The organism is Aquimarina spongiae, assembly GCF_900141785.1.
GTDB classification, from domain to species: domain Bacteria; phylum Bacteroidota; class Bacteroidia; order Flavobacteriales; family Flavobacteriaceae; genus Aquimarina; species Aquimarina spongiae.
On record NZ_FQYP01000010.1, the window covers coordinates 108,159 to 130,336 of the forward strand.

The following is a 22,178-nucleotide window of genomic DNA, read 5'->3' on the forward strand; positions in this document are numbered from 1 at the left end:
CAAATCTTTAATTACTCACCTTAAAATAAAAAAAGAGGTTAAGAAATACTCTTAACACTCTTTCTTTTAACGCTTTAATAACAATATCATTACAAAATAGGATCAACCACGCATTGGGACGATCTATTGAGTCTTATTTTTCTTTAATGGGGTGTTCAACCAATATTCATTTTTCCTTTCGAATTCATTGATTTCAGAGGTTGCCAAGGGTGTATGTTTGTTCATCACTTTAACGTCTTCTGGTAAATCTTTTTCCGGAAACACTTCTTGCACAAACATTTCTCGATACTGATTTAATTTAATATCAGGAGTTTTATTCAAAACATTCCCATCGATGTCCTTAATATTTTTAATTTTTAACCTAATTTCATCAGGAAAAGTTTTTTCATTAAAATTAGGTAGAGCATATAACTGCTTTTTATCCAGATAGACCCTTATACGGTCATCCAAAACCACGACTTCTTTTATTCCTACCTTCTCTTCTTTATAAGAATATGTCGCTTTGAACTTTTTATGAATCGGAGCAATGGATGCCTCATCTACTTTTCTATTGAAATAAACATCGTAAAAAACATCTTCCACATAGAAATATTCATTATTCACGTATAGATCCTTGACATTTAACTTTTTTTCTTTCACTTTGAAATAATCATCACTTTTGACCTGGAAACGATTATTAAATGTGATATAATTCAAATACATTTTTTCATCAATAGGAGCATACTCCATCGTAACTCCATAAAGCATTTTTTTAAACCTTTTTTCGTAAACCTGATAGTTAAGCTTATGGATCGCATAATTTTCTTTGGCAATAAAAATGGTTCCTTTTGCCACGTATTTTCGTCCTGATACGCTTTCTTGAGCCTTGAAAATAATCTCATAAATAGGTTGATTGTTGCGATAACTAACTCCGTTTATCTCAAAGAAGTGATTTTCCGTAAAATTTGCTCTAAACACATTAACAAAGGAAAATGACACCTTATTATGATTTCGAATCGCATTAGTCACATTAAGCACGCTTAACTCATTACCACCAAACGGTGGGATTTTCACGTTTTCAAGATATTTTTTTCTTTTGTTATCGTAAGGAACCGACAGGGTGTTATCCCTAGTAAAAGCTTCATTTTTATGATACCTGTAAACCAAGGTTTGATTTTGTTGATTATTAAAATAATCGGTACCGAATCCAGCATCAAATACCTCTACAATACCCTCGTTAAGGTTGAGATATTCTACATCTTCATTTCTCTTACGCACTTTTTCATAGGAATCATCAATTGGTTGTTGGTAATCCCTGTAATATGCAATATACGAGGAAGGTTTTCTAGCATGATTGACCGATAGTTTTTTTAATGCTTCGATGACAATGGTCTCTGCATTGGGCAATTTTTCTTTTTTGCTCTCAGTACCTTTTTTGGAAACTAACATTACCTGTTCCAATTCTTCAACATCAGGGAGTAGTTGAATAATATTAACCTGGTCCTTCCGAAGTTCACTTAGATAGATTTCTTTGGTTCTATATCCAATCGATGAGATCGTAATCTTGGATGAAGTGTTTGGTTTGGTATATGCTAAAAGTCTAAACTCTCCTTTATCATCTGCGATTAACCCTTTGTTAGTTCCAGTAAATCTTACAGTAGCATAGTATACCGGGAATTTCGTTTTTGAATCCAAAACCCTACAAAGTAATTCGCCACTTTCTATTTGATCTTGAGCATATACTTCTGAACAAAATACAGTTAAAAAAACAAAACAAAGGATATAACTTTTCTTAAGTAGTTTCATGAAAAATTGATGCACTAATGGTTAATATTTATTTTCCCTAACAGAAAATTAACAAAAAAAAGACACTTTGACGATTTCAAAGTGTCTTTTTAACTATTTCGTAACGCTTTCTCTCTACTTGAAAAAAGAATCTACAAATTCGTATTTATTAAAAACCTGAAGGTCTTCTATGCCTTCTCCTACACCAATATATTTTACAGGAATTTGAAATTGATCGCTAATCCCAATAACTACTCCGCCTTTAGCCGTTCCATCTAATTTGGTAACCGCCATCGAAGTCACCTCAGTTGCTGCTGTAAATTGTTTCGCTTGTTCAAAAGCATTTTGTCCTGTAGAACCATCCAAAACCAATAACACATCATGAGGAGCATCTCCTATCACCTTTTGCATTACCCGTTTTACTTTAGTCAGCTCATTCATCAAGTTGATCTTGTTATGTAATCGTCCTGCTGTATCTATAATAATGACATCTGCATCCTGATTTACTCCAGATTGTAAGGTATCGAATGCAACTGATGCTGGATCACTTCCCATCTCTTGTTTTACAATAGGTATATCTACTCGATCTGCCCAAACCTGAAGTTGATCTATTGCAGCTGCTCTAAAAGTATCTGCTGCTCCCAGTACTACTTTTAAACCTTTTTTGTTAAACTGGTATGCTAATTTTCCTATTGTAGTGGTTTTGCCTACTCCATTTACTCCAACCACCATGAGTACATAAGGTTTTTTATCTTCTGGAATTTCGTAATCTGTAGCTTCGCCAACATTTGTTTCGGATAGTAACCCCGCAATCTCTTCACGAAGTATCTTATTCAACTCATCTGTACCTAGGTATTTATCTTTTGCTACACGATTTTCGATTCTCTGTATAATCTTTATCGTTGTCTTGACACCTACATCACTAGTTACCAAAACTTCTTCAAGTTCATCCAAAACATCATCATCAACTTTGGACTTCCCTGCAACTGCTTTACCAAGCTTAGAAAAAAAACTAGTTTTGGTTTTTTCTAATCCTTTATCTAGAGTCTCTTTCTTTTCAGAGGAAAATATATTTTTAAAAAGTGCCATTTCTTTAATTCTATATCATGATTTCTAAAAATCTTTTGCCTTAGCAAAAAGACTGCCTAAATATAAAAAGAAAGAGCCATTTCAATGCAATTGAAACGGCTTCTTTTAAATATCTTTTAACAGGAAATTACTTTTTCTTTAAAAAGTCATTTACAAGTTCTGGAGCCATAATAGATTCTACAAAGGTATATGCTCCTGTTTTTGGAGACTTTACCATTTTGATGGCCTTAGTCAATCTTTTTGACCCTGTTTGTAACGATGCTACTGATTTCTTTGCCATGTCTTATTATTTAATTTCTTTATGAACCGTCATTTTCTTAAGAATAGGATTAAATTTCTTTAACTCCATTCTATCCGGTGTATTCTTTTTGTTCTTTGTAGTGATGTATCTTGATGTACCTGGCTGACCAGAAGCTTTATGCTCTGTACATTCTAAGATTACCTGTACTCTGTTACCTTTCTTCGCCATTTCTAATATCTTTTATAAAAGGAGAATTATTTATTTAAGAAACCTTTTTCTCTAGCTTCTTTAAGTACAGCAGAGATCCCGTTCTTGTTTATATTTTTTAATGCCGCAGTAGACACCTTTAGCGTTATCCAACGATCTTCTTCTGGAATGTAAAAACGCTTCTTGATCAAATTCGCATTGAATTTACGTTTTGTTTTATTCATCGCGTGAGAAACGTTATTTCCCACCATTGCTTTTTTTCCTGTAAGCTCGCAAACTCTTGACATTTCTTCTTAATTTTGGTGTTATTTCAAAACAGGGTGCAAAGTAACGAATAATTTCTCGAACAGCCAATAATAGTTTTTAAAATTTTCTTCTTTATCAAAAGTTTTTTTTAACCTCCCATTTTTCTTGTAATGAAGCACCTTTTGTAAAACCTTACCTTAAAAATTATCAAAACAATATTTTTTATTAAAACGCGCCAGAAAACAACACAAAACACTGTTAATCAACAAAATAAACTTTACTAATTTTAATATATTTCCAATTTCATGACCATTAAGGGTATTGGTTTCTAGTTAAACAAAATTAGTTTTTTGAAACCTACTATTGTATATTTATTGTTTATTACCCCTAAATCATTTATCCATAATGCCTAATAGTCTTAAGAACGAACTAATAAAAAAACATACTATTGCTAATATAGGTACTTTCTACTGTTACGATCATTTTATGATTTCCGAAATTAATGAAGGAGTCATAGTTGATCTTAAAATGACACTTGAAGTCACCAACACTCTAACTAAGAAATACTACGGCCGAAAAAAACCTTTTGTATATATTACCAATCGAGTTAACTCTTATTCGATGGATCCTACGATTCATTTTGAAACCGCAAAAATGTTACCCAATACATTAGGATACGCTATTGTTACATATGACAAGACCAACACCGATGTTGCTAATCTTGAAAAAGCTTTTCTAAAAATTCCCATACAAATTTTTCATAGCCTCGATCAGGCTGTGCAATGGGCAGAAAGTATAATTCCAAAGGATTAATTCTCTTCACACAAAACATAAATAATTACTAATCAACGATTACCATGTAATCGATAAATCAATGCATTGACTAATCCTCAAATCAAAAAAAGTAAAAACATGTCAGATCATTTAATTGCTAAACACGAAATCAACCTAGGCACATTTTATTTTTATACTAATTATTTTGTTTCAGAAGTTAAAGAAGGTATAACAATATCTCTTGACAAACTTGACGAGCTTATCCCTTTAGTCTTAAAGTACTATGAAAACGGAGAGCCTTTTAGCTACATCTCTAATCGAATAAACTCTCATAGTATATTACCTCATCAATACGGTGACTGCCCTTTACTTAATTTAGATAATTTTGTGAGTTATTCTACCGTTACTTACAGTCATCTTTGCAGTAAGTCGATTGAAGTAGAAAAACATTTTGCTAAAAGACCATTTTATAATTTCTCTAGTCTATCAGAGGCAATTGAATGGACTCATAATGAGTTAGAAGGTCTTAAAAATAAATCTTAGCGTAAGAGGTGAAATATACTAGCAACTTTTTTCAACCAATACATTTTACCGCCTGAAGCGTTTCACTCTTATTAATTAAGGTCTTGAGTACTTTCATGAGTTTTACACGAGAATAAATATATCTTATGTCGATTAAAATGGTAACACAAACTAATTATGACCTGCTTTAATTATTATTACTTATTTTAGAAAAATAAAATAGTTTTTTTAAATGATTGAAAACATTAATACCCCTCTTTTAAATAAACATAAAATTGATATTGGTTGGTTTTATTTTTATGAAAATTTCGTAATTGGAAATGTCAATCAAGGACTGGATCTTAATTTTGATAGTGGAAAAAAATTATATGAATTGATCCAACATTATTACGAAGGCATCAAACCTTTTACTTATATCTCCCAGCGAGTTAATTCCTATTCCTTCAAACCCACTAGAATTCATGGAGTTGAAGAGTATTTCCCTAACTTAAAAGGTTATGCAATTGTAATTTATGACCCTGTGAATTATAAAGTAGCAAAGTTAGAAGAAACATTTACAAGTATGCCAACTTATGTAACCGATGACTTAGAGGACGCTATTACCTGGTCAAACAAAATTCTTTCAAAAGAAGAAGTCGAAGAATAAAATACCTATCTATTCAGTTCATTTAATAACAGCTCCAGAGATTTATTAACTGTCTTCCCGATAGTTCTTTCTCTATGATTGCTGAAGTTATATTCTTTTGAAAACACTGTTGTTGGAGTAGCAATGGCAATAAAAACCGTTCCTACTTCTACATCACCGTCTCCTTTTTTCGGTCCGGCATTGCCTGTTGTAGCGATAGCATATTCTGATTTAAATTTAAATTTTGCTGTTTTAGCCATTTCTTCCGCAACTTGAAGACTAGTTACCGAATATTTTTGAATAATATCTGCACTTACCCCCAAAATATCAATCTTTGACTGGGTAGCATACGTCACTGCACCTCCTTTGAAATATTTTGAAGCACCTGCATTGGCAGTAAACAATTGAGCAATTCTCCCTCCGGTACAACTTTCAGCAACTGACAATGAGGCTTCTTTTTTAACCAATAACTCTCCTATCCTAACCTCTATAGTTTGATCATCTTCGTAACCTACAATAATATCTCCGATGATATCTTGCAGCACTTCTATTTTTTCTGAAATCGTTTCTTCAAGGATTTGCTTATCCTTTCCTCGAGCAGAGAGTCGTAAACGAACTCTTCCTAAATTCGGTAGATATGCCAGTCTTATAAAATCGGGCAAGCTATCTTCCCAATCTTCAATTTTTGCTGCTATAGCACTTTCTCCCATACCATAAGTCTGCACCGTTTTATGCACAATAAATGGACGATCAAATCTTTTCTGCAATCTCGGAAGTACTTCAGTTTTCATCAACCCTTTCATTTCAAAGGGAACACCCGGCATAGATACTATTACTTTATCCTGATCATCAAACCACATCCCAGGAGCAGTTCCATAATGGTTCATCAAAACCGTAGAACGACTTGGAACCAAAGCTTGTTTTCGATTTACATCTGAAATCGGTGTAGAAATATATTTAGCAAACAAATCTTCAATATGTTTTAGAACCGTATCATTTTGGATCAAGTGATCATCAAAATACTCACATATTGTGTGTTTCGTGATATCATCTTTGGTCGGCCCTAAACCTCCTGTTATAAGAATGATATCCACTCTGCTCTTAGCTTCTTCAATTGCATTTAGAATATGTTGTCGATCATCACTTATAGAAGTGATTTGATATACATCAACTCCTATTTTATTGAGTTCTTTACCCATAAACGCAGAATTGGAATCTACAATCTGTCCGATAAGGATTTCATCACCAATGGTAATAATTTCTGCTAACATATTTTGGAAAGCTACGCGAAATCGACTTTTAAGGAGGCTATAGCCACATTAACGGCAGACACGATCTCGTCTAATACCGCTTTTATTTCTTCTTTTGGCTTGTTGGTTTTGGACCATGCCTCAATTTGTTTGATTTGAGATAATAAGTCTATATCAAATAACTGAAGATTTGGCTTCATCTTATGAGCGTATTGATAAGCCATCTGCGGATTATCTGCGTCGACTGCCTGAACCATGTTTTCAAGATCCGGCGGAATCTCTTCTAAGAAAGTCTGTACCAGAACTGCAATAAATTCGTCATCACCTCCAGATAATTCATTTACATTTTTCAAACTATATCCTTTGCTCATGTATTTTATTTTTATTGAAAAGGTTCTTTATAAACTCTACAAGAAGCTTATCTAATGTAAAGCATCTGCGTTGTAAGAGTTATTTGTAAATATAACATCTCATCCCTACAAACTAAAATATTTATTGAATATTCTGTAAAGAAATACGATATACATCAAGGAAATCTCATTCTTTATTGTGTGTACATCATCCGAAACTACAAGTAAAACCTTTAAAATTAAATACTTCTAAACTTTTTAATATAAACTGTTAAAAAATTTGTTAGCATTATCTAACTTTTTAGATTTGCCAAATCTAACAAAATGCTTACTTCATCAAATATGAAATCAATTTTATTCATTTTTACCTTATTTCAGATCAGTGTTATAATTGGTCAAACAGGAAATCTTAAGGGAAATACGAATACAAAAGAAGACGCCATTCCTTTTGCCAATATCACATTATCAAACGATTCCTTTACCACCTATGCTTCGTCTGATAAAAATGGTGATTTTGAAATTTATGATATTCCATATGGAGATTATTTGATAAAAATAAGTGCACTAGGACATCAAACCTTAGAGCAAAATGTTTCCATAAACTCTACTACGAACACTACTGTTGCTCAGAAATTCACTCTTACCGAAGACAGGTTAAATCTGGATCAGGTGGTGGTTAGTGCAACAAGAAATCGAGTGAATCGAAAAAAAGCCCCCGTTGTAGTGAATGTACTAAGTCCAAAATTATTGGGAGCTACGCAATCTATATCTGTTTCAGAAGGCCTTAATTATTCTCCAGGAGTACGGGTAGAAAATAACTGTCAGAACTGTGGGTTTACCCAAGTCAGACTTAATGGACTAGACGGAAGTTATACTCAGGTTTTGATAAACAGTAGAGCTGTATTTAGCGCACTTAATAGCGTATATGGATTAGAACAAATTCCTACCAATATTGTAGAACGTATTGAGGTAGTGCGAAGTGGAGGTTCTGCGCTTTATGGATCGAATGCTATAGCAGGAACCATTAATATCATCACCAAGGATCCAGTTCTAAATACATGGGAAGTTGGGACCTATTTGGGGCTTGTTGATGGAGATACGCCGGATCGATCACTTAACTTCAACGCTTCTCTGGTAAGTGATGATCTAATGTCTGGAATTACTGTATTTGGGTTGAATAGAGATCGAGAAGAATTTGATGCTAACGGAGATGGTTTTACCGAACTTACCACCCTTCAGAATACCACTTTTGGTTTAAAAACGTTTTTAAAACCTTCTGACCGAAGTAAAATCTCCTTGGACTTGACCACCATTAAAGAATATCGTCGCGGAGGAGATCGCCTTGATCTAGCTCCTCATTTCACGGATATTACTGAAGAACTGGACCATGATACTTTTTTGGGAGGCATTACTTATGAACTGGAAAACGAAAAGGGAACCAATAATCTTTCTGTCTACACTTCCGGACAATATACCGATAGAGATAGTTATTATGGAGGGCTTGGTGGTGGACGAACCAGACAAGACAGTATTCTGGCCTTAAACGCCTATGGCGTAACCAAAGACTTGGCCTTGCTTACCGGAGTACAGTTTACTCAAAATCTAAAAAACAACGATATTATTACTACAGGAGTAGAATACAATATCAGCGATACTGAAGATGTGATAGCTGGTTATAACCGATTAATCGATCAACAGGTTCATACCATAGGCTCTTATTTGCAATACGAATGGAAACCTACAGATGATTTTACCGCCTTACTCGGCACACGATTAGATCATGTTAATGTTGATGGAAATTATAACATCGGAGGGATCTCCAGGGATGTTTCTGTAACCCAAACCGTATTAAGCCCTCGTATTACTTTATCCTATAACATTCTGAAGTCACTAAAATTCAGAGGTGGTTATGCAAGAGGATTTAGAGCTCCGCAAGCCTTTAATGAGGATCTACATATTTCTTCTGTTGGTGGAGAACCTCAATTTGTGATTCTATCCGAAAATCTGGATACCGAATTTTCAAATGCCTTTACAGCTTCATTGAACTACTCAAAAAACTTTAATAAAATCCAAGCTGATTTTCTCTTAGAAGGATTTTTTACGGATCTCAAAGATCCCTTTACTTTGGTAAGCACAGGAGCTGTTCTAGAAAACGGTTCTATTCTTGAAGAAGTAAGAAACGGATCCGGAGCAAAAGTTTTTGGAACTAATTTTGAAATCGGTATTTCTCCATCAAAAGAATGGCAGTTTCAAATAGGAGGTACCATTCAACAATCTAATTATGACGAAAGCCAGATCCTATTCGAATCTGATGGTACCATACCGGGAGAACAAGATGTGATCGTAGACGAATTTGTACGAAACCCTAATACCTATGGCTACATCAATGCATCTTGGATACCGAGCAAACGTTTTAATATGGACCTAACCGGTACATACACGGGGAACATGATTGTACCCAGAGTAGTTAGCGAATCTGGTTTTTTGGATCTTGTTGATACCAATCCTTTCTTTGACTTAAACCTAAAATTAGAACATCACTTAGATATTTCAGAAAATTTTCACGTAACCTTCAGCGGAGGGGTAAAAAATATATTTAACAGCTATCAAGACGATTTTGATATCGGCCCCCTTCGTGATTCTGATTATATTTATGGACCGGGAACACCTAGAACCTTTTTCATTGGAATAAAATTCGGAAACCTACACTAGTTATGAGATCAACAAGTACTATATTCTTCTTATGCTTTGCATTATCGTTTGAGGTTGCTGCTCAAAACGATGAAGCCGTTCGTTGGATCAGTTTTGAGCAATTAGATGATTCTCTTGCGGTAAAACCAAAAAAAGTAATCATTAGTTTCTATGCAGACTGGTGTGCTTACTGTAAAAAAATGGATCGTGTGGTTTACACAAAACCAGAAGTGATCAAAAAAATAAATGAAGAATACTATGCGGTAAAAATGAATGCAGAAAGTAGAGATACAATTGCTTTTGATGGTGGTATTTTCACCAACAAAACTCGAACATCATCAAGAAATCCCATCCATGAAATCCCACTCTTGTTAGCCTCTAGAGAGGGTCAACCTTTTTCTCTCCCGGCTACTATTTTTCTTGATGAAAGTTTTAAAGTAAGAAAGCGATACTTTGAATATTTAAGTCCTAAAAAAATGCTATTAGCACTCTAGCTATTCTACAATTTTATTTCACTTTTATAGAAAACATTTTTTCATCCTCAATATAACCATCCAAATAGTCATTAGCATCTACCCTTCCTACTCCTGCAGGAGTTCCGGTAAAAATAATATCTCCTATTTTTAAGGTAAAGAACTGAGAAACATACTCAACGAGTTCATCAATTTTCCACAACATCAATTGGGTATTTCCTTGCTGAACGATTTCTTTGTTTTTTTCTAATCTAAAATTGATGTCATTCACATCTGCAAAATTGTCCTTGGAAACCCAATTACCAATAACCGCAGCCCCATCAAACGCTTTTGCTTTTTCCCAAGGCAATCCTTTTGATTTCAACTGACTTTGCAAATCTCTTGCCGTAAAATCAATTCCTAGCCCAATTTCGTCATAGTACTTATGCGCAAATTTTCTATCGATATACTTTCCGAGTTTCTTGATTTTGATCAAAATTTCTACTTCATAATGAATGTCATTAGAAAAATCTGGAATAAAGAAAGGTTGTTTTTTGAGTAAGATAGAAGTGTCGGGCTTTAAAAAAACTACAGGATCTGTAGGCTTTTCATTTTCTAACTCTTCTATATGGTCGGTATAATTACGCCCTATACAAATTATCTTCATCGCTTAATTTAGATATACAAAGATATTACAGATTCAAACTATTGTTGAGTTTACGAAGCCGAACAGCAGTCAATACTTTTTTGGTATACAAAGGAAAATCTGCATTTTGTAACCAGCCAAAATAACCAGGTTCGTCTTCCATTACCCGTTCTACTAATTTCCCTTTATGTTTTCCAAAGGTAAACACTTCCTTACCATCGTTATCATAAGCGATAAATCCAGCAAAATCGGCAAACTGTTTTCTCGAACTGAATTCTGAAAGGAATTTAGTACTATTCTCTAATTCTGGATATCTATCCAATTGCGCTTTTAGCACTTCATAGGTTGCCATAGTATCTGCTTCAGCCGAATGTGCATCATTGAGATCTTTATCACAATAAAATTTATACGCCGCAGAAAGCGTTCTCTTTTCCATCTTATGATAGATAGTTTGTACATCTACAGAAACAGTGTTCTTCATATCGAAGTCCAGTTCTACTCTTAACAACTCTTCTGCCAATAATGGAATGTCAAAACGATTAGAATTAAAACCTCCCAAATCACAACCTTTGATCATATCATGAACTTTGTTAGCGATTTCCTTAAAAGTAGGCTCGTTGGCAACCTTGGCATCATCTATGCCATGAACAGCAGTTGTTTCTGGAGGTATCGGCATCTCAGGATTTACTAACCATGTTTTGCTTTCCTGAGTTCCATTTGGAAACACTTTTAGGATGGAAATTTCTACAATGCGATCTTTAGAAATATTAACCCCGGTCGTTTCAAGATCAAAAAAACAGATCGGTTTTTTCAAATTAAGCTCCATAAATTGTTCGTGTGATTCCCAAAGATAACTTCAATTATTTAACATTCTTGTAGACCAGCTCTACTTTAACATTTCTAAAAATTATACTAACTTCTCTACAAATACATTATCCGCAAATTTTCTTGTCACGGTTTCAGTAGTATCATTGAATCCTATCCTGATCGATTTATCAAATTCCCGAATTTCCAACACCTTAATCTCACTACTAAGTGCCAGTCCTATTTCTGATACAAATCTTAAAAAATTAACAGAACCGTCGTTTACAGACACTAATTTACACACATCACCTACTGATAAAGAAGACAAGGTAATTTTAGGCACCACCTTATATTCGCCACTAGCATTAGGAATCAACTCCCCATGGGGGTCTTTTTTCGGAAAATCCATAAAGCGGTCTAACTCATCTACCAGCTTGTAGGATTTAATATGCTCTAATTGTTCTGCAACATCATGCACCTCATCCCAGCTAAAATTTAGGTAGTTATACAAAAACGTTTCCCAAAGCCTGTGTTTTCGAATAAGTCGAACAGCAACAGAACGACCCTCCTGGGTTAATTCTAACTTTCCATATTTTTCGCTAACCACATATTTTTTTGTTTTTAGCTTCTTGATCATATTGTTTGTAGAAGCTGGAGAAACTCTCAAATAATCTGCCAATTGATTATTCCCAACCTTATCAGAGCTATCTTCTATCAACAACTTAAAAAGTGCCTTTAGATAGTCTTCTTCACTTTTTGTTAAATTATTCAAATTTGATTTGTTAGTCATAACTAACTTTTTTAGTTTTGCTACGGTGATGAGACAAAAATACTAAACACAATACAATTATTAGGCATATAATTAATTACTATTAGTGTAGATGTAATTTCTTAAAAAGAATATCCAAATACGTACGACCTACTCCCCAAATAAAATATAATTTAATTCATTTATTGATTGAGAACAATGATTAAGAAACTAACACTTTTATTTATCTTTTCCACAGTTTTCTTTTCTTGCAAAAAAGAAGTAAAACAAGAAAACCAAAAAGTAAATGTGGTAACAACTACCTCTATGATCACAGATCTACTTCATAATATTGGAGGAGATGCTATAGAAGTAGTAGGGTTAATGGGAAGCGGTGTAGATCCTCACTTATACAAAGCCAGCGAAGGGGATGTGAGTAAGTTGGTAAATGCTGATGTTATATTCTACAATGGATTACATCTAGAAGGAAAACTGGTAGAAGTTTTTGAAAAGATGGAAAATCAGGATATTAAAACCATTCCCGTTGCCGAGAAACTTGATAAAAATACGTTAATTGGTTCTGATTACTTCGCTTCTAATTATGATCCTCATATTTGGTTTAGTATCGAAAACTGGAAAATCATCAGCCAATATGTAGTACAACAACTATCTTCTGCTGATCCAAAAAATGCTACAACATTTGAAACAAACGGAAAAATATACCTAGAAAAATTAAACGAACTTGAAAAGAAGCTAAATTCGACTATCACTACTTTACCCAAAGAAAAACGAATATTAGTCACTGCCCATGATGCCTTTAATTATTTTGGTCAGGCCTATGATTTTGAGGTTGTAGGATTACAAGGATTATCCACCGCTACAGAAGCGGGTGTTCAGGATGTGCAGAAATTGGCGAATTTTATTATTGAAAAAGAAATCAAGGCCATTTTTGTAGAAAGTTCTGTTCCTAAAAGAACTATAGAGGCTTTACAGGCAGCAGTGCGATCCAAAGATCATGAAGTAGCCATAGGCGGAACCTTATTTTCTGATGCGTTAGGAAATCCAGGAACAAAAGAAGGCACATACATAGGGATGTTTGAATACAACGTAAACACCATCATAAATGCATTGAAGTAATGGAAGAAAAAATTGCTATTCAAATAGATGACCTTACGGTAGCCTACAACTACAAACCTGTGTTGTGGGACATCGATCTAGCCATACCAGAAGGTGTCTTAATGGCAATAGTAGGCCCGAATGGTGCAGGCAAATCAACTTTGATCAAATCCATTTTAAATATTATTAAACCCATAGCCGGAAGTGTTAATATTTACGGAAAAACCTACGACAAACAGCGTTCTTTGGTCGCTTATGTCCCTCAAAAAGGGAGTGTAGATTGGGATTTTCCCACTACTGCACTAGATGTGGTGATGATGGGTACCTACGGAAGCCTGGGATGGATCAAACGCCCAGGTGCTAAACAAAAGAAAGCCGCTCTAGAAGCTTTAGAAAAAGTGGGAATGTTAGCCTTCAAAAATCGACAAATAAGTCAATTATCTGGAGGACAACAACAACGAATTTTTTTAGCAAGAGCTTTGGTGCAAAACGCTTCCATTTACTTTATGGATGAGCCGTTTCAAGGAGTAGATGCTACTACCGAAAAGGCAATCATCAATATCCTAAAAGAACTGAGAAAAGCAGGCAAAACAGTGATTGTAGTGCACCACGACTTACAGACTGTTCCAGAATACTTTGATTGGGTTACTTTTTTGAACGTTAAAAAAATTGCTACTGGACCAGTGAAAGATATTTTTAATGATGACAATCTCACAAAAACTTACGGTATTAATTACAAAGTAGCGGTCAATCAATAAGCTATGCATATATCAATACCACATATAAGTTTACAGACATTATTTCCTAAGTCATGGATTTAAGAGAATACATAGCATTAGTTTTCGATGACTATACCCTTCGCACAATTACCTTGGGTACGGCGGTGCTTGGTGCTATTTGTGGTATGTTAGGGAGTTTTGCCGTACTGAGAAAACAAAGCTTGCTGGGTGATGCTATTTCTCATGCTGCTCTTCCTGGGATTGCCATTGCTTTTTTAATTATTGGAGTAAAAAGCAGTTCCATTTTTTTATTAGGCGCACTGATCAGCGGTCTTATCGGAACTTTTTGGATTCGTGGGATTACTCAAAAAACTCATCTCAAATCAGATACTGCTCTTGGACTTATCCTTTCCTTGTTCTTTGGTTTTGGTATGCTGTTGCTTACCTATATTCAAAAGCAACCTAATGCAAATCAGGCAGGATTAGAAAGTTACCTATTTGGCCAAGCCGCTACACTTTTAGAAAGTGATGTTTGGTTAATGGTAATAGTTACTGGTATAAGTCTAGTTATCGTGTTACTGTTTTGGAAAGAACTAAAATTGTTACTTTTTGATCCAGATTATACCAAAACTCTTGGTTTTAACACCAAATTTCTTGATATTCTGATTACTACTTTTATTGTGGTTGCTATCGTATTAGGATTACAAACCGTGGGTGTTGTCTTAATGAGTGCTATGCTATTGGCTCCGGCAGCTGCAGCCAGGCAATGGACCAATAATTTGGGAAAAATGGTGTTTTTGGCAGCGCTCTTTGGCGCATCCTCTGGAGTTTTAGGAACTGCGATAAGTGCAAGTCATAACAATCTATCTACAGGACCTGTTATTGTACTTGTTGCAGGGGTATTCGTTTTATTTTCTTTTATCTTTTCTCCGGGACGTGGTTTACTATTTCGAGAAATACGGTTTAGAAAAAACAGAAATGACTTGCAATTGCATAAGACCCTATCATTTATGTACAATATTGCCAGTACTCATGAAGATATATCTCATCCACATGCAATCAAAATCTTAAATAATTTTCAGGGATTTACCAGAAAATCGTTGCAAAAACTAGAAGACAAAGATTATGTAAAAATTGATGGTCCCATGTGGTCAATGACGGAAACAGGATACCACACTGCAGCAAATTTATACAATCAATTAATCAAAGAAGAAGATGAGTAGTGCACAAATTGAAATACAGTTGATTGCAAGTGTGGTAGCTATCGCTTGTGCTATACCAGGAACCTTTTTGGTATTACGCAAAATGGCATTAATTACCGATGCTATTAGCCACTCCATTCTTCCTGGTATTGTGATTGGTTTTTTTATTACGCACGATCTGTCATCTCCTCTTCTTATTATTTTGGCCGCAGCTAGTGGCGTACTTACGGTGGTATTGGTAGAGTTTATTCAAAAAACTGGACTGGTAAAAGAAGACACGGCGATTGGATTGGTGTTCCCTGTACTATTTAGTATAGGTATTATTTTGATCGCTCAAAATGCCAACGATATTCATTTGGATGTAGATGCCGTTTTATTGGGAGAACTCGCTTTTGCTCCGTTTGATAGATTAGGGTTTAATGATATTGATCTAGGCCCAAAATCTCTATGGATCATAGGATCTATTTTATTAATCACACTTGGTTTACTTTTTGCTTTTTTCAAAGAATTGAAAGTAAGCACGTTTGATGCTGGTTTAGCTTCTGCTTTAGGCCTATCACCAGCAGTTATGCATTATGGACTGATGACGGTTTCTTCTATCACTACAGTGGGAGCATTTGATGCTGTAGGCGCCATATTGGTGATTGCCCTTATGATTGCCCCAGCTGCCACCGCTTATTTATTGACCAATGACCTGAAAAAGATGTTGGTTTTGGCTGTTGTATTTGGTGTAGGAAGCGCAATAACAGGTTACTGGGTAGCTCACGCTTTGGATGCTTCTATTTCAGGATCGATGACCACCGTATTAGGCCTGGTATTTTTAATCGCCTACTTATTTGCTCCAGGTCGAGGTTTGTTCTCTGTTCTTTATCGACAAAGACAACAGCGCATTGAGGTGTCTCTGCTTACCTTCCTTCTACACTTGGGAAACCATAAGGAAGTTGAAGAAAGACATGTAAAACACCTCAACGAACATATTAATTGGCAGAAGGTTCAATCAAAATCTGTATTGGATTTGGCTCTCAAAAACAATATGATTACTATTGATAACGATATCGTTTCTCTTACCAAAAAAGGTAAAGATTTCACTACAAAAGCAATTAACTATATCGTAACCAATAAAAATTCTGAAATTGAAAATATGAAGGACGACTTCTTCCTATTTAGAGGGTAAGGTTCCTGTGATCTTCTTCTGATCATTCTATTACCAAACCCCAAAAGATTCAGGCTTTTTTAAAAATCTTGCTGTAAAACTTTGATCTATTCCCCATTTCATTTCTAAAGCTGAAACCGTATTTGTATGTGAAATGGTTCCTTTTGACAGATCTATATCATAATCCTTGCTCCATATCTTATGGTATTTTGCTAATTGCTGCAATGCATCCAAAATAAATACGACTTCCTTGTTGCTATGAGTAGGATGAATAGACATTCGGATCCAACCTGGTTTATCAGCATTATCTCCTTTATCAATCTGATCTGTGATTTCTTTGGACCTCTGCGGCGTAACACCAAGCAGATAATGCCCATAGGTACCCGCACAAGAGCAGCCCCCTCTAGTTTGTATTCCAAATCGATCATTGAGTATTTTGACTCCCAGATTATGATGAAGATCTTCGATATAAAAAGAAATTACACCCAACCTTTGCTGATGCTCTCCTGCCAGAATATGTAAATTCGAGATATTTGATAGAGACTCCCAAATCATTTGAAGAATTTCATGTTCTCTTTTTTGTATGTTACCTACTCCCATTTCTTCTTTCAATCGCATACACATGGCTACCTTGATAGTTTGCAAAAAAGCTGGTGTCCCTCCATCTTCTCTGGATTCGATAGCCTTCAAATATCGATGTTCTCCCCAAGGATTAGTCCAGGAAACTGTACCTCCACCTGAAATGTCGGGTATCTTATTATGATACATTTTACTGTTGAACACTAAGATTCCTGTTGTTCCTGGCCCTCCCAAAAATTTATGTCCTGAAAAATAAATAGCATCAAGATATCGCCCTTTTCTATCATCTTCGTGCATATCCATCTCAATATAAGGTGCGGCACAGGCAAAATCCACAAAGCATAAGCCGTTGTATTGATGTATGAGTTCAGCTATTTCCTGATAGGGGGTAATAATTCCAGTCACATTGGAACAGGACGTAATCGCTACTATTTTCATTTTACGATGCTGATACTTCTGGATTTCAATTTCAAAATTACGAATAGATACCAACCCCTTTTTATCTGGAGGAACCACAACAACATCTGCAGTAGTTTCTAACCAAGAGGTTTGATTAGAGTGGTGCTCCATATGAGAAACAAATACTACTGGTTTATCCTCTTCTTCATATTTAACTTGATCTTGATACGATTCATGAACCCTAAGCCCCAGTATTCGCTGCAACTTATTAACCACTCCCGTCATCCCCGAATTTGAAGATATCAGTACATCCCGAGATGAGGCATTTACATGTTGCTTAATGATTTGCTGTGCTTTGTGATACGCATACGTCATTGCCGATCCTGTATAATTCGTATCCGTATGTGTATTGGCCACAAAGGGATAAAAATCTTTGAGCATACGTTCTTCGATAGGTCGATACATTCGACCACTAGCTGTCCAATCTGCATACAACACCCGTATCGAATCATGATAAGGTGTTTTGATATATTGATGCTGACCAATAATCTGATTCTGATATTTCAAAAAATAATCTTGCATGGTTATTCCTCTACTCTACCATTAATAATATCCCATAAATTGGCTGGATCTTCGGCATAAATATCCCGAAGCAGGAATACCATAAGCACAATATAGGCTATAAATCCAAAAAAGATCATGCGCTGAGCCACCGTTGTCTTTTGTATATCTTGCCTGTCTTTTCGTTCACAAACTTCACCCGGACAATACTGTACTTTATCCTTATAGAATCTTGCATAAAACTTACAGCCCAGACAAATACCAAAAGCGGTTTCCCAAAACAAAAACACCAGGCAGATCAAACAAATCAGTGCAGTAACTGGTCCATATGAATTGACCACATTTGATAATACAAATATGATACTGGATAGTACTAAACCTATTTTCCAGGCAAATTTCTTTTGCGGTGCCCCCACATATTCTGGCACTTGATTGCGAACAATCATCCGACCCAGTATTAAGAATGGTGAAAACCTTGGATTGATCAATACCCTAATCATAATATCTGTTAGAAAAATAGTCACCGCGTATTTAAGCATAGTAAAGTCCCCCGTAAAAACTACGATAAGTATCGAGATAAACATGATCAAAAAGAGAATGCCTGCAGCCGCTCTTATTTCTCGTTCATTTAATACGGGTATGGTGTACCCATCTACAAATTCACCAAATTGAATGGTTTTGTTAATTGTATGCATTTTGTTCGTTTTTTGATTAATGATTGAAATTGATTGATGATGATTGATGTCTTATCTCTCGATAGAGATTAATTTTTCAAGATTAAACCCTTTGATAATAAGCCAAAAAGAAATAGCGATTTGCAACAGTCCTATAGGGAGATATAATATCATAAGACCACTATCATACAAAGACCAAAGCACGTTTGATAGCATGGTTATTGCTGCAAGACATCCTAAGATGGAAAATAGTGAAGGAATAAGACTGGTTTTACAGAACCCATAATACAAGACCATAACAGAAAGTCCGCCTACCAACATATCCATCATATGAATCCAACCTCGTACCTCCAGAAATAATGCTCCAGAGCTCTTTAAGTAAGCTTGGCTAGCGATGTCAGCTTCAACATAGTCACTACTGATAGACAATAAAGATAACAATACTGTATTATCGATAAGAGTAGCTGCAAAACTCACCACGGTGAGCACCAGATAAAGCATTCCTAACCTGCGGCTATAGGTATCAAAAAATGGCTTTAAGGTAATAGCTATCCAAAGACTTATGCAACCTAACAAAACTGCCAATAAAGTGGCTGTGACAATCTCCGTTTCATGAGAAGCAGTAAGGGTTAAAAAGTCGTTGTCAAAAATAACTGGTCCCAGTAAATAGAAGTTAATCAATACTCCTAATACAAACTGAAATAGAAATAGGTATCCCAGGACCATCCCTGTTTTAGGATTGAAATTCATAATGTTCGTTTTTTGATTAATGATTGAAATTGATTGATGATGATTGATGATGTAATTTGTACTATTTACATATGCTTCATGATTTAAATTGATTAATTAGAAAAGTCTACTTGATTGGAATTCCCTTTGATATTGACCTTAGCTCCAGACTTCGCTTTGCTCTTTACCGATTCATAAGATAAATCCAACGCACCATAACTTTTGTTACTAAACAGAAGATTAAGATCTTTCCCAGATACTTGTCCCAAAGTTTCAAAAGTAGTTCCTGAATGCATTACGACTCCATCCAATACGGAATTATGAATAAAAATCTGTACACTATCCCGCTTTCGTATTTCTTTGGCGTTCTCTATTCTTAGTGTATCTCCAGATATTTTAACTTTTAAAAAAGGCAACAGGTTTTCTGGTGCTTTAATCTTGAGTTGGGTAATACTATCCTGAATAAAATAGATATAAGCTCCTTCTTCATTGTAGATGTTCTTGAATGCTGAAACATCCCTTACTTCCTCTTTAATAGCAAGATTCACTTTACTTCGATCTACTTTATCAATATAATCATGCATGATCTTCTGAAAAGCAAAAAAGAAAAAAGCTAGCAGTACCACTGCAATTATTAATACCAAATTACTTTTTTTCATCACTTACATTTTTAACATATTGGTCATAAGAATTCTTCACTTCTTCAAACTCTACATCAAGCAACATCATTTCTTTAAACATATCCGGAAGTCGTACCCCTATAAATTCTTTTTTCTTGATTTCGAGCACAGTATGGTACCCTTTTTCTGAGACAAAATATCCGATTCCTCTTTTATTATAAATCACTTCTAGTTCTTGTAAATGTGTAAATGCCCGACTTGCAGTATTTGGATTTACCTCTACCATAACAGCAACCTCTCTTACCGAAGGAATCCTTTCGTTTTCCTGCCATTTGCGGATCAGAATATTCTCATAAAAGAAATCCACAATTTGTAAGTATATTGGTTTACCGTTATCAAAATCCATGATCAAGCCTCCTTTTCGGTTATTTTAAAATAGGTCGCTAAAAGCATCATAGGTCCAAAAACTAAACTAAAAAGAAATCCTCCGATCCCTGATAAGTCTGTTTGTGCTAACGAAAACCCTTCTGTAGAAAAAGGATCAGAGCTAAACACATCAAAAGCTCCTCCAGTGAACCAAAAACACAATATCATATTGTAAATAAATACGCCAAAAACTACCACTAATGCAGCGAGCAAGGTTTTACCGATCCTATTTTTTGTAAACGTTAACGCTCCCAGTAAAAATGCAGGTTGAACGAAAAAATAAAACTTTACCAAACACCAATATGTATCCGAAAAAATGGGCAAAACATGCAAATCTGTACTAGGAAAAACACTACACAAAGCAATTCCCAATTGCCCAACAACAAAAGCAAAAACACTAAATACAACAATGTACATCACATTGGAAAGCAACCATGAGGCCAATACTTTTTCTAAAGCAGTAGCTGGCAGCAAAAAGTAGAAGTGATTTGTTTTATCTCCTTGAATTTCTCTAAAAATCGAAAAAGTGAACAAGAGACCTAATACCAAAAACAAAATAGAAAACATAGAAATGAACTCATCAGGCTTTACCATAAAATCTCCTCGTACACTTATCAATGTTCCTACAAAAACAAGTCCACCTGCAACAAGTAAGGCTGTAATTATTGCTCCACGTAGCAATATCACGCTCCTATAAATAAGTCCTGCTATTCTTTTTGCACTAAGCTTTTGCATCGTAATGTGTACTTTTTATTACTGTATTGATTTTGTCTGGATTACTAACTACAGCGTTAAACAACAATTCAAGATCAACCTCCGTTTCTTCAAAATTTTCTCGTTTCAACACTGCTCTACCACCAAAAGTAGGTTCGGCATATAAAACTTCATCCATCATTTGTTGTTTTGGTCTGCCAAACCATAATTTTTCGGAAACGGAAGAAAACGATTGATCGAATATTACTTTTGATTGCCCCAGAATCACCACATGATTAATCAGGCTATGCAAATCTCTAACTTGATGAGTTGAAATCACTATACATTTCCCCTGATCCACTGCGGAAGCCATAATCCTCCTAAACTGACTTTTTGAAGGGATATCTAATCCATTAGTAGGTTCATCCATAAGCAATAAATTGGTATTGGCTGCAATACCAAAAGCAATGAGTACTTTTTTCTTTTGCCCAAATGACAATGCTGACAGTTTTTCTTTAGGAAAAAGCTTAAACTCCTGAATCAATTGGTAGAATTGATCTCTAGAGAATTTAGGATAAAAAGGAGCATTTATTTTTTCAAAACTATCAATGCTCAAAGCGGGTAATTCGAAATCTTCAGGGACCAAAAAAATCTCTTGTAGGTTCTCAATGCTTCTTCTTGAAATATCCTGACTAGAAATTTGGCAATACCCTATTTTCGGAAACAACAAACCTGCCATCAACTTAATAAGTGTACTTTTCCCTTCTCCATTTTCACCAAACACCCCGTAGATGTTACCAGGAGTAAAATCTAATGAAATATCATTAAGAATTGTTCTTCCTTTTGGATATTGAAATCCCAGGCCTCTAATTTGAATCATATCTAGTGTATTAGTTAT

26 protein-coding genes are annotated in these 22,178 nt (G+C 35.1%); 9 read left to right on the top strand and 17 right to left on the bottom strand.

Annotated elements, in window-relative coordinates:
* Nucleotides 1-123 precede the first annotated feature (123 nt).
* The 5 genes from BUE24_RS20580 to rpmB all read right to left on the bottom strand — a co-directional run bounded on the left by BUE24_RS20580 (nucleotide 124) and on the right by rpmB (nucleotide 3,588).
* On the bottom strand, nucleotides 124-1,785 hold the full coding sequence (locus tag BUE24_RS20580) for a carboxypeptidase-like regulatory domain-containing protein (RefSeq protein ID WP_073320532.1): 1,662 nt from the start codon (nucleotides 1,783-1,785) through the stop codon (nucleotides 124-126).
* A 114-nt stretch (nucleotides 1,786-1,899) separates the two neighbouring features.
* Nucleotides 1,900-2,853 (bottom strand): signal recognition particle-docking protein FtsY, encoded by a 954-nt coding sequence (gene ftsY, locus BUE24_RS20585; RefSeq protein ID WP_073320534.1) that lies wholly within the window; start codon nucleotides 2,851-2,853, stop codon nucleotides 1,900-1,902.
* Nucleotides 2,854-2,980: 127 nt separating this feature from the next.
* Complete coding sequence (locus tag BUE24_RS20590) at nucleotides 2,981-3,133, bottom strand: DUF4295 domain-containing protein (protein ID WP_073320536.1); 153 nt, start codon at nucleotides 3,131-3,133, stop codon at nucleotides 2,981-2,983.
* A gap of 6 nt (nucleotides 3,134-3,139) precedes the next feature.
* Nucleotides 3,140-3,322, bottom strand: coding sequence for a 50S ribosomal protein L33 (gene rpmG, locus BUE24_RS20595; protein WP_013070733.1), 183 nt, complete (start codon nucleotides 3,320-3,322; stop codon nucleotides 3,140-3,142).
* A gap of 26 nt (nucleotides 3,323-3,348) precedes the next feature.
* On the bottom strand, nucleotides 3,349-3,588 hold the full coding sequence (rpmB, locus tag BUE24_RS20600) for a 50S ribosomal protein L28 (RefSeq protein ID WP_073320538.1): 240 nt from the start codon (nucleotides 3,586-3,588) through the stop codon (nucleotides 3,349-3,351).
* 364 nt (nucleotides 3,589-3,952) lie between these two features.
* Here rpmB and BUE24_RS20605 point away from each other — a divergent pair, with 364 nt between their 5' ends.
* The 3 genes from BUE24_RS20605 to BUE24_RS20615 all read left to right on the top strand — a co-directional run bounded on the left by BUE24_RS20605 (nucleotide 3,953) and on the right by BUE24_RS20615 (nucleotide 5,489).
* Nucleotides 3,953-4,360, top strand: a complete 408-nt coding sequence (locus tag BUE24_RS20605) for a hypothetical protein (protein WP_084549641.1) — start codon at nucleotides 3,953-3,955, stop codon at nucleotides 4,358-4,360.
* 99 nt (nucleotides 4,361-4,459) lie between these two features.
* A complete protein-coding gene (locus BUE24_RS20610; RefSeq protein ID WP_073320540.1) occupies nucleotides 4,460-4,864 on the top strand; it encodes a hypothetical protein in 405 nt (134 codons plus the stop codon).
* A 211-nt stretch (nucleotides 4,865-5,075) separates the two neighbouring features.
* Nucleotides 5,076-5,489: a hypothetical protein gene (locus tag BUE24_RS20615; protein WP_073320542.1), complete on the top strand. Its 414-nt coding sequence runs from the start codon at nucleotides 5,076-5,078 to the stop codon at nucleotides 5,487-5,489.
* Between the two features lie 5 nt (nucleotides 5,490-5,494).
* Here the strand turns inward: BUE24_RS20615 and BUE24_RS20620 are convergent, their stop codons facing one another.
* On the bottom strand, nucleotides 5,495-6,739 hold the full coding sequence (locus BUE24_RS20620) for a competence/damage-inducible protein A (protein ID WP_073320544.1): 1,245 nt from the start codon (nucleotides 6,737-6,739) through the stop codon (nucleotides 5,495-5,497).
* Between the two features lie 11 nt (nucleotides 6,740-6,750).
* A complete protein-coding gene (locus BUE24_RS20625) occupies nucleotides 6,751-7,089 on the bottom strand; it encodes an Hpt domain-containing protein (protein WP_073320546.1) in 339 nt (112 codons plus the stop codon).
* A gap of 303 nt (nucleotides 7,090-7,392) precedes the next feature.
* Here BUE24_RS20625 and BUE24_RS20630 point away from each other — a divergent pair, with 303 nt between their 5' ends.
* Together BUE24_RS20630 and BUE24_RS20635 are read left to right on the top strand one after the other, a co-directional pair.
* A complete protein-coding gene (locus tag BUE24_RS20630; RefSeq protein WP_244548188.1) occupies nucleotides 7,393-9,780 on the top strand; it encodes a TonB-dependent receptor in 2,388 nt (795 codons plus the stop codon).
* Nucleotides 9,781-9,782: 2 nt separating this feature from the next.
* The gene (locus BUE24_RS20635; RefSeq protein ID WP_073320550.1) at nucleotides 9,783-10,253 is read left to right on the top strand and encodes a thioredoxin family protein; all 471 of its coding nucleotides are present in this window, start codon (nucleotides 9,783-9,785) and stop codon (nucleotides 10,251-10,253) included.
* Nucleotides 10,254-10,266: 13 nt separating this feature from the next.
* Here the strand turns inward: BUE24_RS20635 and BUE24_RS20640 are convergent, their stop codons facing one another.
* From BUE24_RS20640 to BUE24_RS20650, 3 genes are all read right to left on the bottom strand, one after another.
* Complete coding sequence (locus BUE24_RS20640) at nucleotides 10,267-10,878, bottom strand: fumarylacetoacetate hydrolase family protein (RefSeq protein WP_073320552.1); 612 nt, start codon at nucleotides 10,876-10,878, stop codon at nucleotides 10,267-10,269.
* A 25-nt stretch (nucleotides 10,879-10,903) separates the two neighbouring features.
* A complete protein-coding gene (locus BUE24_RS20645) occupies nucleotides 10,904-11,683 on the bottom strand; it encodes a 3'-5' exonuclease (protein WP_073320554.1) in 780 nt (259 codons plus the stop codon).
* Nucleotides 11,684-11,764: 81 nt separating this feature from the next.
* A complete protein-coding gene (locus BUE24_RS20650; protein WP_073320556.1) occupies nucleotides 11,765-12,451 on the bottom strand; it encodes a metal-dependent transcriptional regulator in 687 nt (228 codons plus the stop codon).
* Between the two features lie 180 nt (nucleotides 12,452-12,631).
* Between BUE24_RS20650 and BUE24_RS20655 the strand changes: the two genes are divergently transcribed.
* From BUE24_RS20655 to BUE24_RS20670, 4 genes are read left to right on the top strand one after another with little or no spacing between them, the layout of a single operon-like run.
* Nucleotides 12,632-13,546 (top strand): metal ABC transporter solute-binding protein, Zn/Mn family, encoded by a 915-nt coding sequence (locus BUE24_RS20655; protein ID WP_425290171.1) that lies wholly within the window; start codon nucleotides 12,632-12,634, stop codon nucleotides 13,544-13,546.
* A complete protein-coding gene (locus tag BUE24_RS20660) occupies nucleotides 13,546-14,283 on the top strand; it encodes a metal ABC transporter ATP-binding protein (protein ID WP_073320561.1) in 738 nt (245 codons plus the stop codon). The genes BUE24_RS20655 and BUE24_RS20660 overlap by 1 nt, the downstream gene beginning before the upstream one ends.
* A 53-nt stretch (nucleotides 14,284-14,336) precedes the next feature.
* Nucleotides 14,337-15,467 carry a metal ABC transporter permease gene (locus BUE24_RS20665; RefSeq protein WP_073320564.1) on the top strand — a complete coding sequence of 377 codons (1,131 nt, stop codon included), beginning with the start codon at nucleotides 14,337-14,339 and terminating at the stop codon, nucleotides 15,465-15,467.
* A complete protein-coding gene (locus BUE24_RS20670) occupies nucleotides 15,460-16,620 on the top strand; it encodes a metal ABC transporter permease (protein ID WP_073320567.1) in 1,161 nt (386 codons plus the stop codon). The genes BUE24_RS20665 and BUE24_RS20670 overlap by 8 nt, the downstream gene beginning before the upstream one ends.
* A gap of 30 nt (nucleotides 16,621-16,650) precedes the next feature.
* Here BUE24_RS20670 and BUE24_RS20675 read toward each other — a convergent pair whose 3' ends face one another.
* The 7 genes from BUE24_RS20675 to BUE24_RS20705 all read right to left on the bottom strand — a co-directional run bounded on the left by BUE24_RS20675 (nucleotide 16,651) and on the right by BUE24_RS20705 (nucleotide 22,160).
* The gene (locus tag BUE24_RS20675) at nucleotides 16,651-18,159 is read right to left on the bottom strand and encodes an aminotransferase class V-fold PLP-dependent enzyme (protein WP_073320570.1); all 1,509 of its coding nucleotides are present in this window, start codon (nucleotides 18,157-18,159) and stop codon (nucleotides 16,651-16,653) included.
* 2 nt (nucleotides 18,160-18,161) lie between these two features.
* Nucleotides 18,162-18,833, bottom strand: a complete 672-nt coding sequence (locus BUE24_RS20680; protein WP_073320573.1) for a DUF4395 domain-containing protein — start codon at nucleotides 18,831-18,833, stop codon at nucleotides 18,162-18,164.
* A gap of 51 nt (nucleotides 18,834-18,884) precedes the next feature.
* On the bottom strand, nucleotides 18,885-19,562 hold the full coding sequence (locus BUE24_RS20685) for a DUF4386 domain-containing protein (protein ID WP_073320576.1): 678 nt from the start codon (nucleotides 19,560-19,562) through the stop codon (nucleotides 18,885-18,887).
* Between the two features lie 92 nt (nucleotides 19,563-19,654).
* A complete protein-coding gene (locus BUE24_RS20690; protein WP_073320580.1) occupies nucleotides 19,655-20,200 on the bottom strand; it encodes a GIN domain-containing protein in 546 nt (181 codons plus the stop codon).
* Nucleotides 20,187-20,567 (bottom strand): GntR family transcriptional regulator, encoded by a 381-nt coding sequence (locus tag BUE24_RS20695; protein ID WP_073320583.1) that lies wholly within the window; start codon nucleotides 20,565-20,567, stop codon nucleotides 20,187-20,189. Before BUE24_RS20695 ends, BUE24_RS20690 begins: the two co-directional genes overlap by 14 nt.
* 2 nt (nucleotides 20,568-20,569) lie before the next feature.
* Nucleotides 20,570-21,322 (bottom strand): hypothetical protein, encoded by a 753-nt coding sequence (locus tag BUE24_RS20700; protein WP_073320586.1) that lies wholly within the window; start codon nucleotides 21,320-21,322, stop codon nucleotides 20,570-20,572.
* The gene (locus BUE24_RS20705; RefSeq protein WP_073320589.1) at nucleotides 21,309-22,160 is read right to left on the bottom strand and encodes an ABC transporter ATP-binding protein; all 852 of its coding nucleotides are present in this window, start codon (nucleotides 22,158-22,160) and stop codon (nucleotides 21,309-21,311) included. Before BUE24_RS20705 ends, BUE24_RS20700 begins: the two co-directional genes overlap by 14 nt.
* Between the last annotated feature and the right edge of the window lie 18 nt (nucleotides 22,161-22,178).

Excerpts from the sequence above, each read along its gene's own strand:
- BUE24_RS20580 (WP_073320532.1), bottom strand. The coding sequence starts at position 1,785 with ATGAAACTACTTAAGAAAAGTTATATCCTTTGTTTTGTTTTTTTAACT.
- ftsY (WP_073320534.1), bottom strand. The coding sequence starts at position 2,853 with ATGGCACTTTTTAAAAATATATTTTCCTCTGAAAAGAAAGAGACTCTA.
- BUE24_RS20590 (WP_073320536.1), bottom strand. The coding sequence starts at position 3,133 with ATGGCAAAGAAATCAGTAGCATCGTTACAAACAGGGTCAAAAAGATTG.
- rpmG (WP_013070733.1), bottom strand. The coding sequence starts at position 3,322 with ATGGCGAAGAAAGGTAACAGAGTACAGGTAATCTTAGAATGTACAGAG.
- rpmB (WP_073320538.1), bottom strand. The coding sequence starts at position 3,588 with ATGTCAAGAGTTTGCGAGCTTACAGGAAAAAAAGCAATGGTGGGAAAT.
- BUE24_RS20605 (WP_084549641.1), top strand. The coding sequence starts at position 3,953 with ATGCCTAATAGTCTTAAGAACGAACTAATAAAAAAACATACTATTGCT.
- BUE24_RS20610 (WP_073320540.1), top strand. The coding sequence starts at position 4,460 with ATGTCAGATCATTTAATTGCTAAACACGAAATCAACCTAGGCACATTT.
- BUE24_RS20615 (WP_073320542.1), top strand. The coding sequence starts at position 5,076 with ATGATTGAAAACATTAATACCCCTCTTTTAAATAAACATAAAATTGAT.
- BUE24_RS20620 (WP_073320544.1), bottom strand. The coding sequence starts at position 6,739 with ATGTTAGCAGAAATTATTACCATTGGTGATGAAATCCTTATCGGACAG.
- BUE24_RS20625 (WP_073320546.1), bottom strand. The coding sequence starts at position 7,089 with ATGAGCAAAGGATATAGTTTGAAAAATGTAAATGAATTATCTGGAGGT.
- BUE24_RS20630 (WP_244548188.1), top strand. The coding sequence starts at position 7,393 with ATGCTTACTTCATCAAATATGAAATCAATTTTATTCATTTTTACCTTA.
- BUE24_RS20635 (WP_073320550.1), top strand. The coding sequence starts at position 9,783 with ATGAGATCAACAAGTACTATATTCTTCTTATGCTTTGCATTATCGTTT.
- BUE24_RS20640 (WP_073320552.1), bottom strand. The coding sequence starts at position 10,878 with ATGAAGATAATTTGTATAGGGCGTAATTATACCGACCATATAGAAGAG.
- BUE24_RS20645 (WP_073320554.1), bottom strand. The coding sequence starts at position 11,683 with ATGGAGCTTAATTTGAAAAAACCGATCTGTTTTTTTGATCTTGAAACG.
- BUE24_RS20650 (WP_073320556.1), bottom strand. The coding sequence starts at position 12,451 with ATGACTAACAAATCAAATTTGAATAATTTAACAAAAAGTGAAGAAGAC.
- BUE24_RS20660 (WP_073320561.1), top strand. The coding sequence starts at position 13,546 with ATGGAAGAAAAAATTGCTATTCAAATAGATGACCTTACGGTAGCCTAC.
- BUE24_RS20665 (WP_073320564.1), top strand. The coding sequence starts at position 14,337 with ATGGATTTAAGAGAATACATAGCATTAGTTTTCGATGACTATACCCTT.
- BUE24_RS20670 (WP_073320567.1), top strand. The coding sequence starts at position 15,460 with ATGAGTAGTGCACAAATTGAAATACAGTTGATTGCAAGTGTGGTAGCT.
- BUE24_RS20675 (WP_073320570.1), bottom strand. The coding sequence starts at position 18,159 with ATGCAAGATTATTTTTTGAAATATCAGAATCAGATTATTGGTCAGCAT.
- BUE24_RS20680 (WP_073320573.1), bottom strand. The coding sequence starts at position 18,833 with ATGCATACAATTAACAAAACCATTCAATTTGGTGAATTTGTAGATGGG.
- BUE24_RS20685 (WP_073320576.1), bottom strand. The coding sequence starts at position 19,562 with ATGAATTTCAATCCTAAAACAGGGATGGTCCTGGGATACCTATTTCTA.
- BUE24_RS20690 (WP_073320580.1), bottom strand. The coding sequence starts at position 20,200 with ATGAAAAAAAGTAATTTGGTATTAATAATTGCAGTGGTACTGCTAGCT.
- BUE24_RS20695 (WP_073320583.1), bottom strand. The coding sequence starts at position 20,567 with ATGGATTTTGATAACGGTAAACCAATATACTTACAAATTGTGGATTTC.
- BUE24_RS20700 (WP_073320586.1), bottom strand. The coding sequence starts at position 21,322 with ATGCAAAAGCTTAGTGCAAAAAGAATAGCAGGACTTATTTATAGGAGC.
- BUE24_RS20705 (WP_073320589.1), bottom strand. The coding sequence starts at position 22,160 with ATGATTCAAATTAGAGGCCTGGGATTTCAATATCCAAAAGGAAGAACA.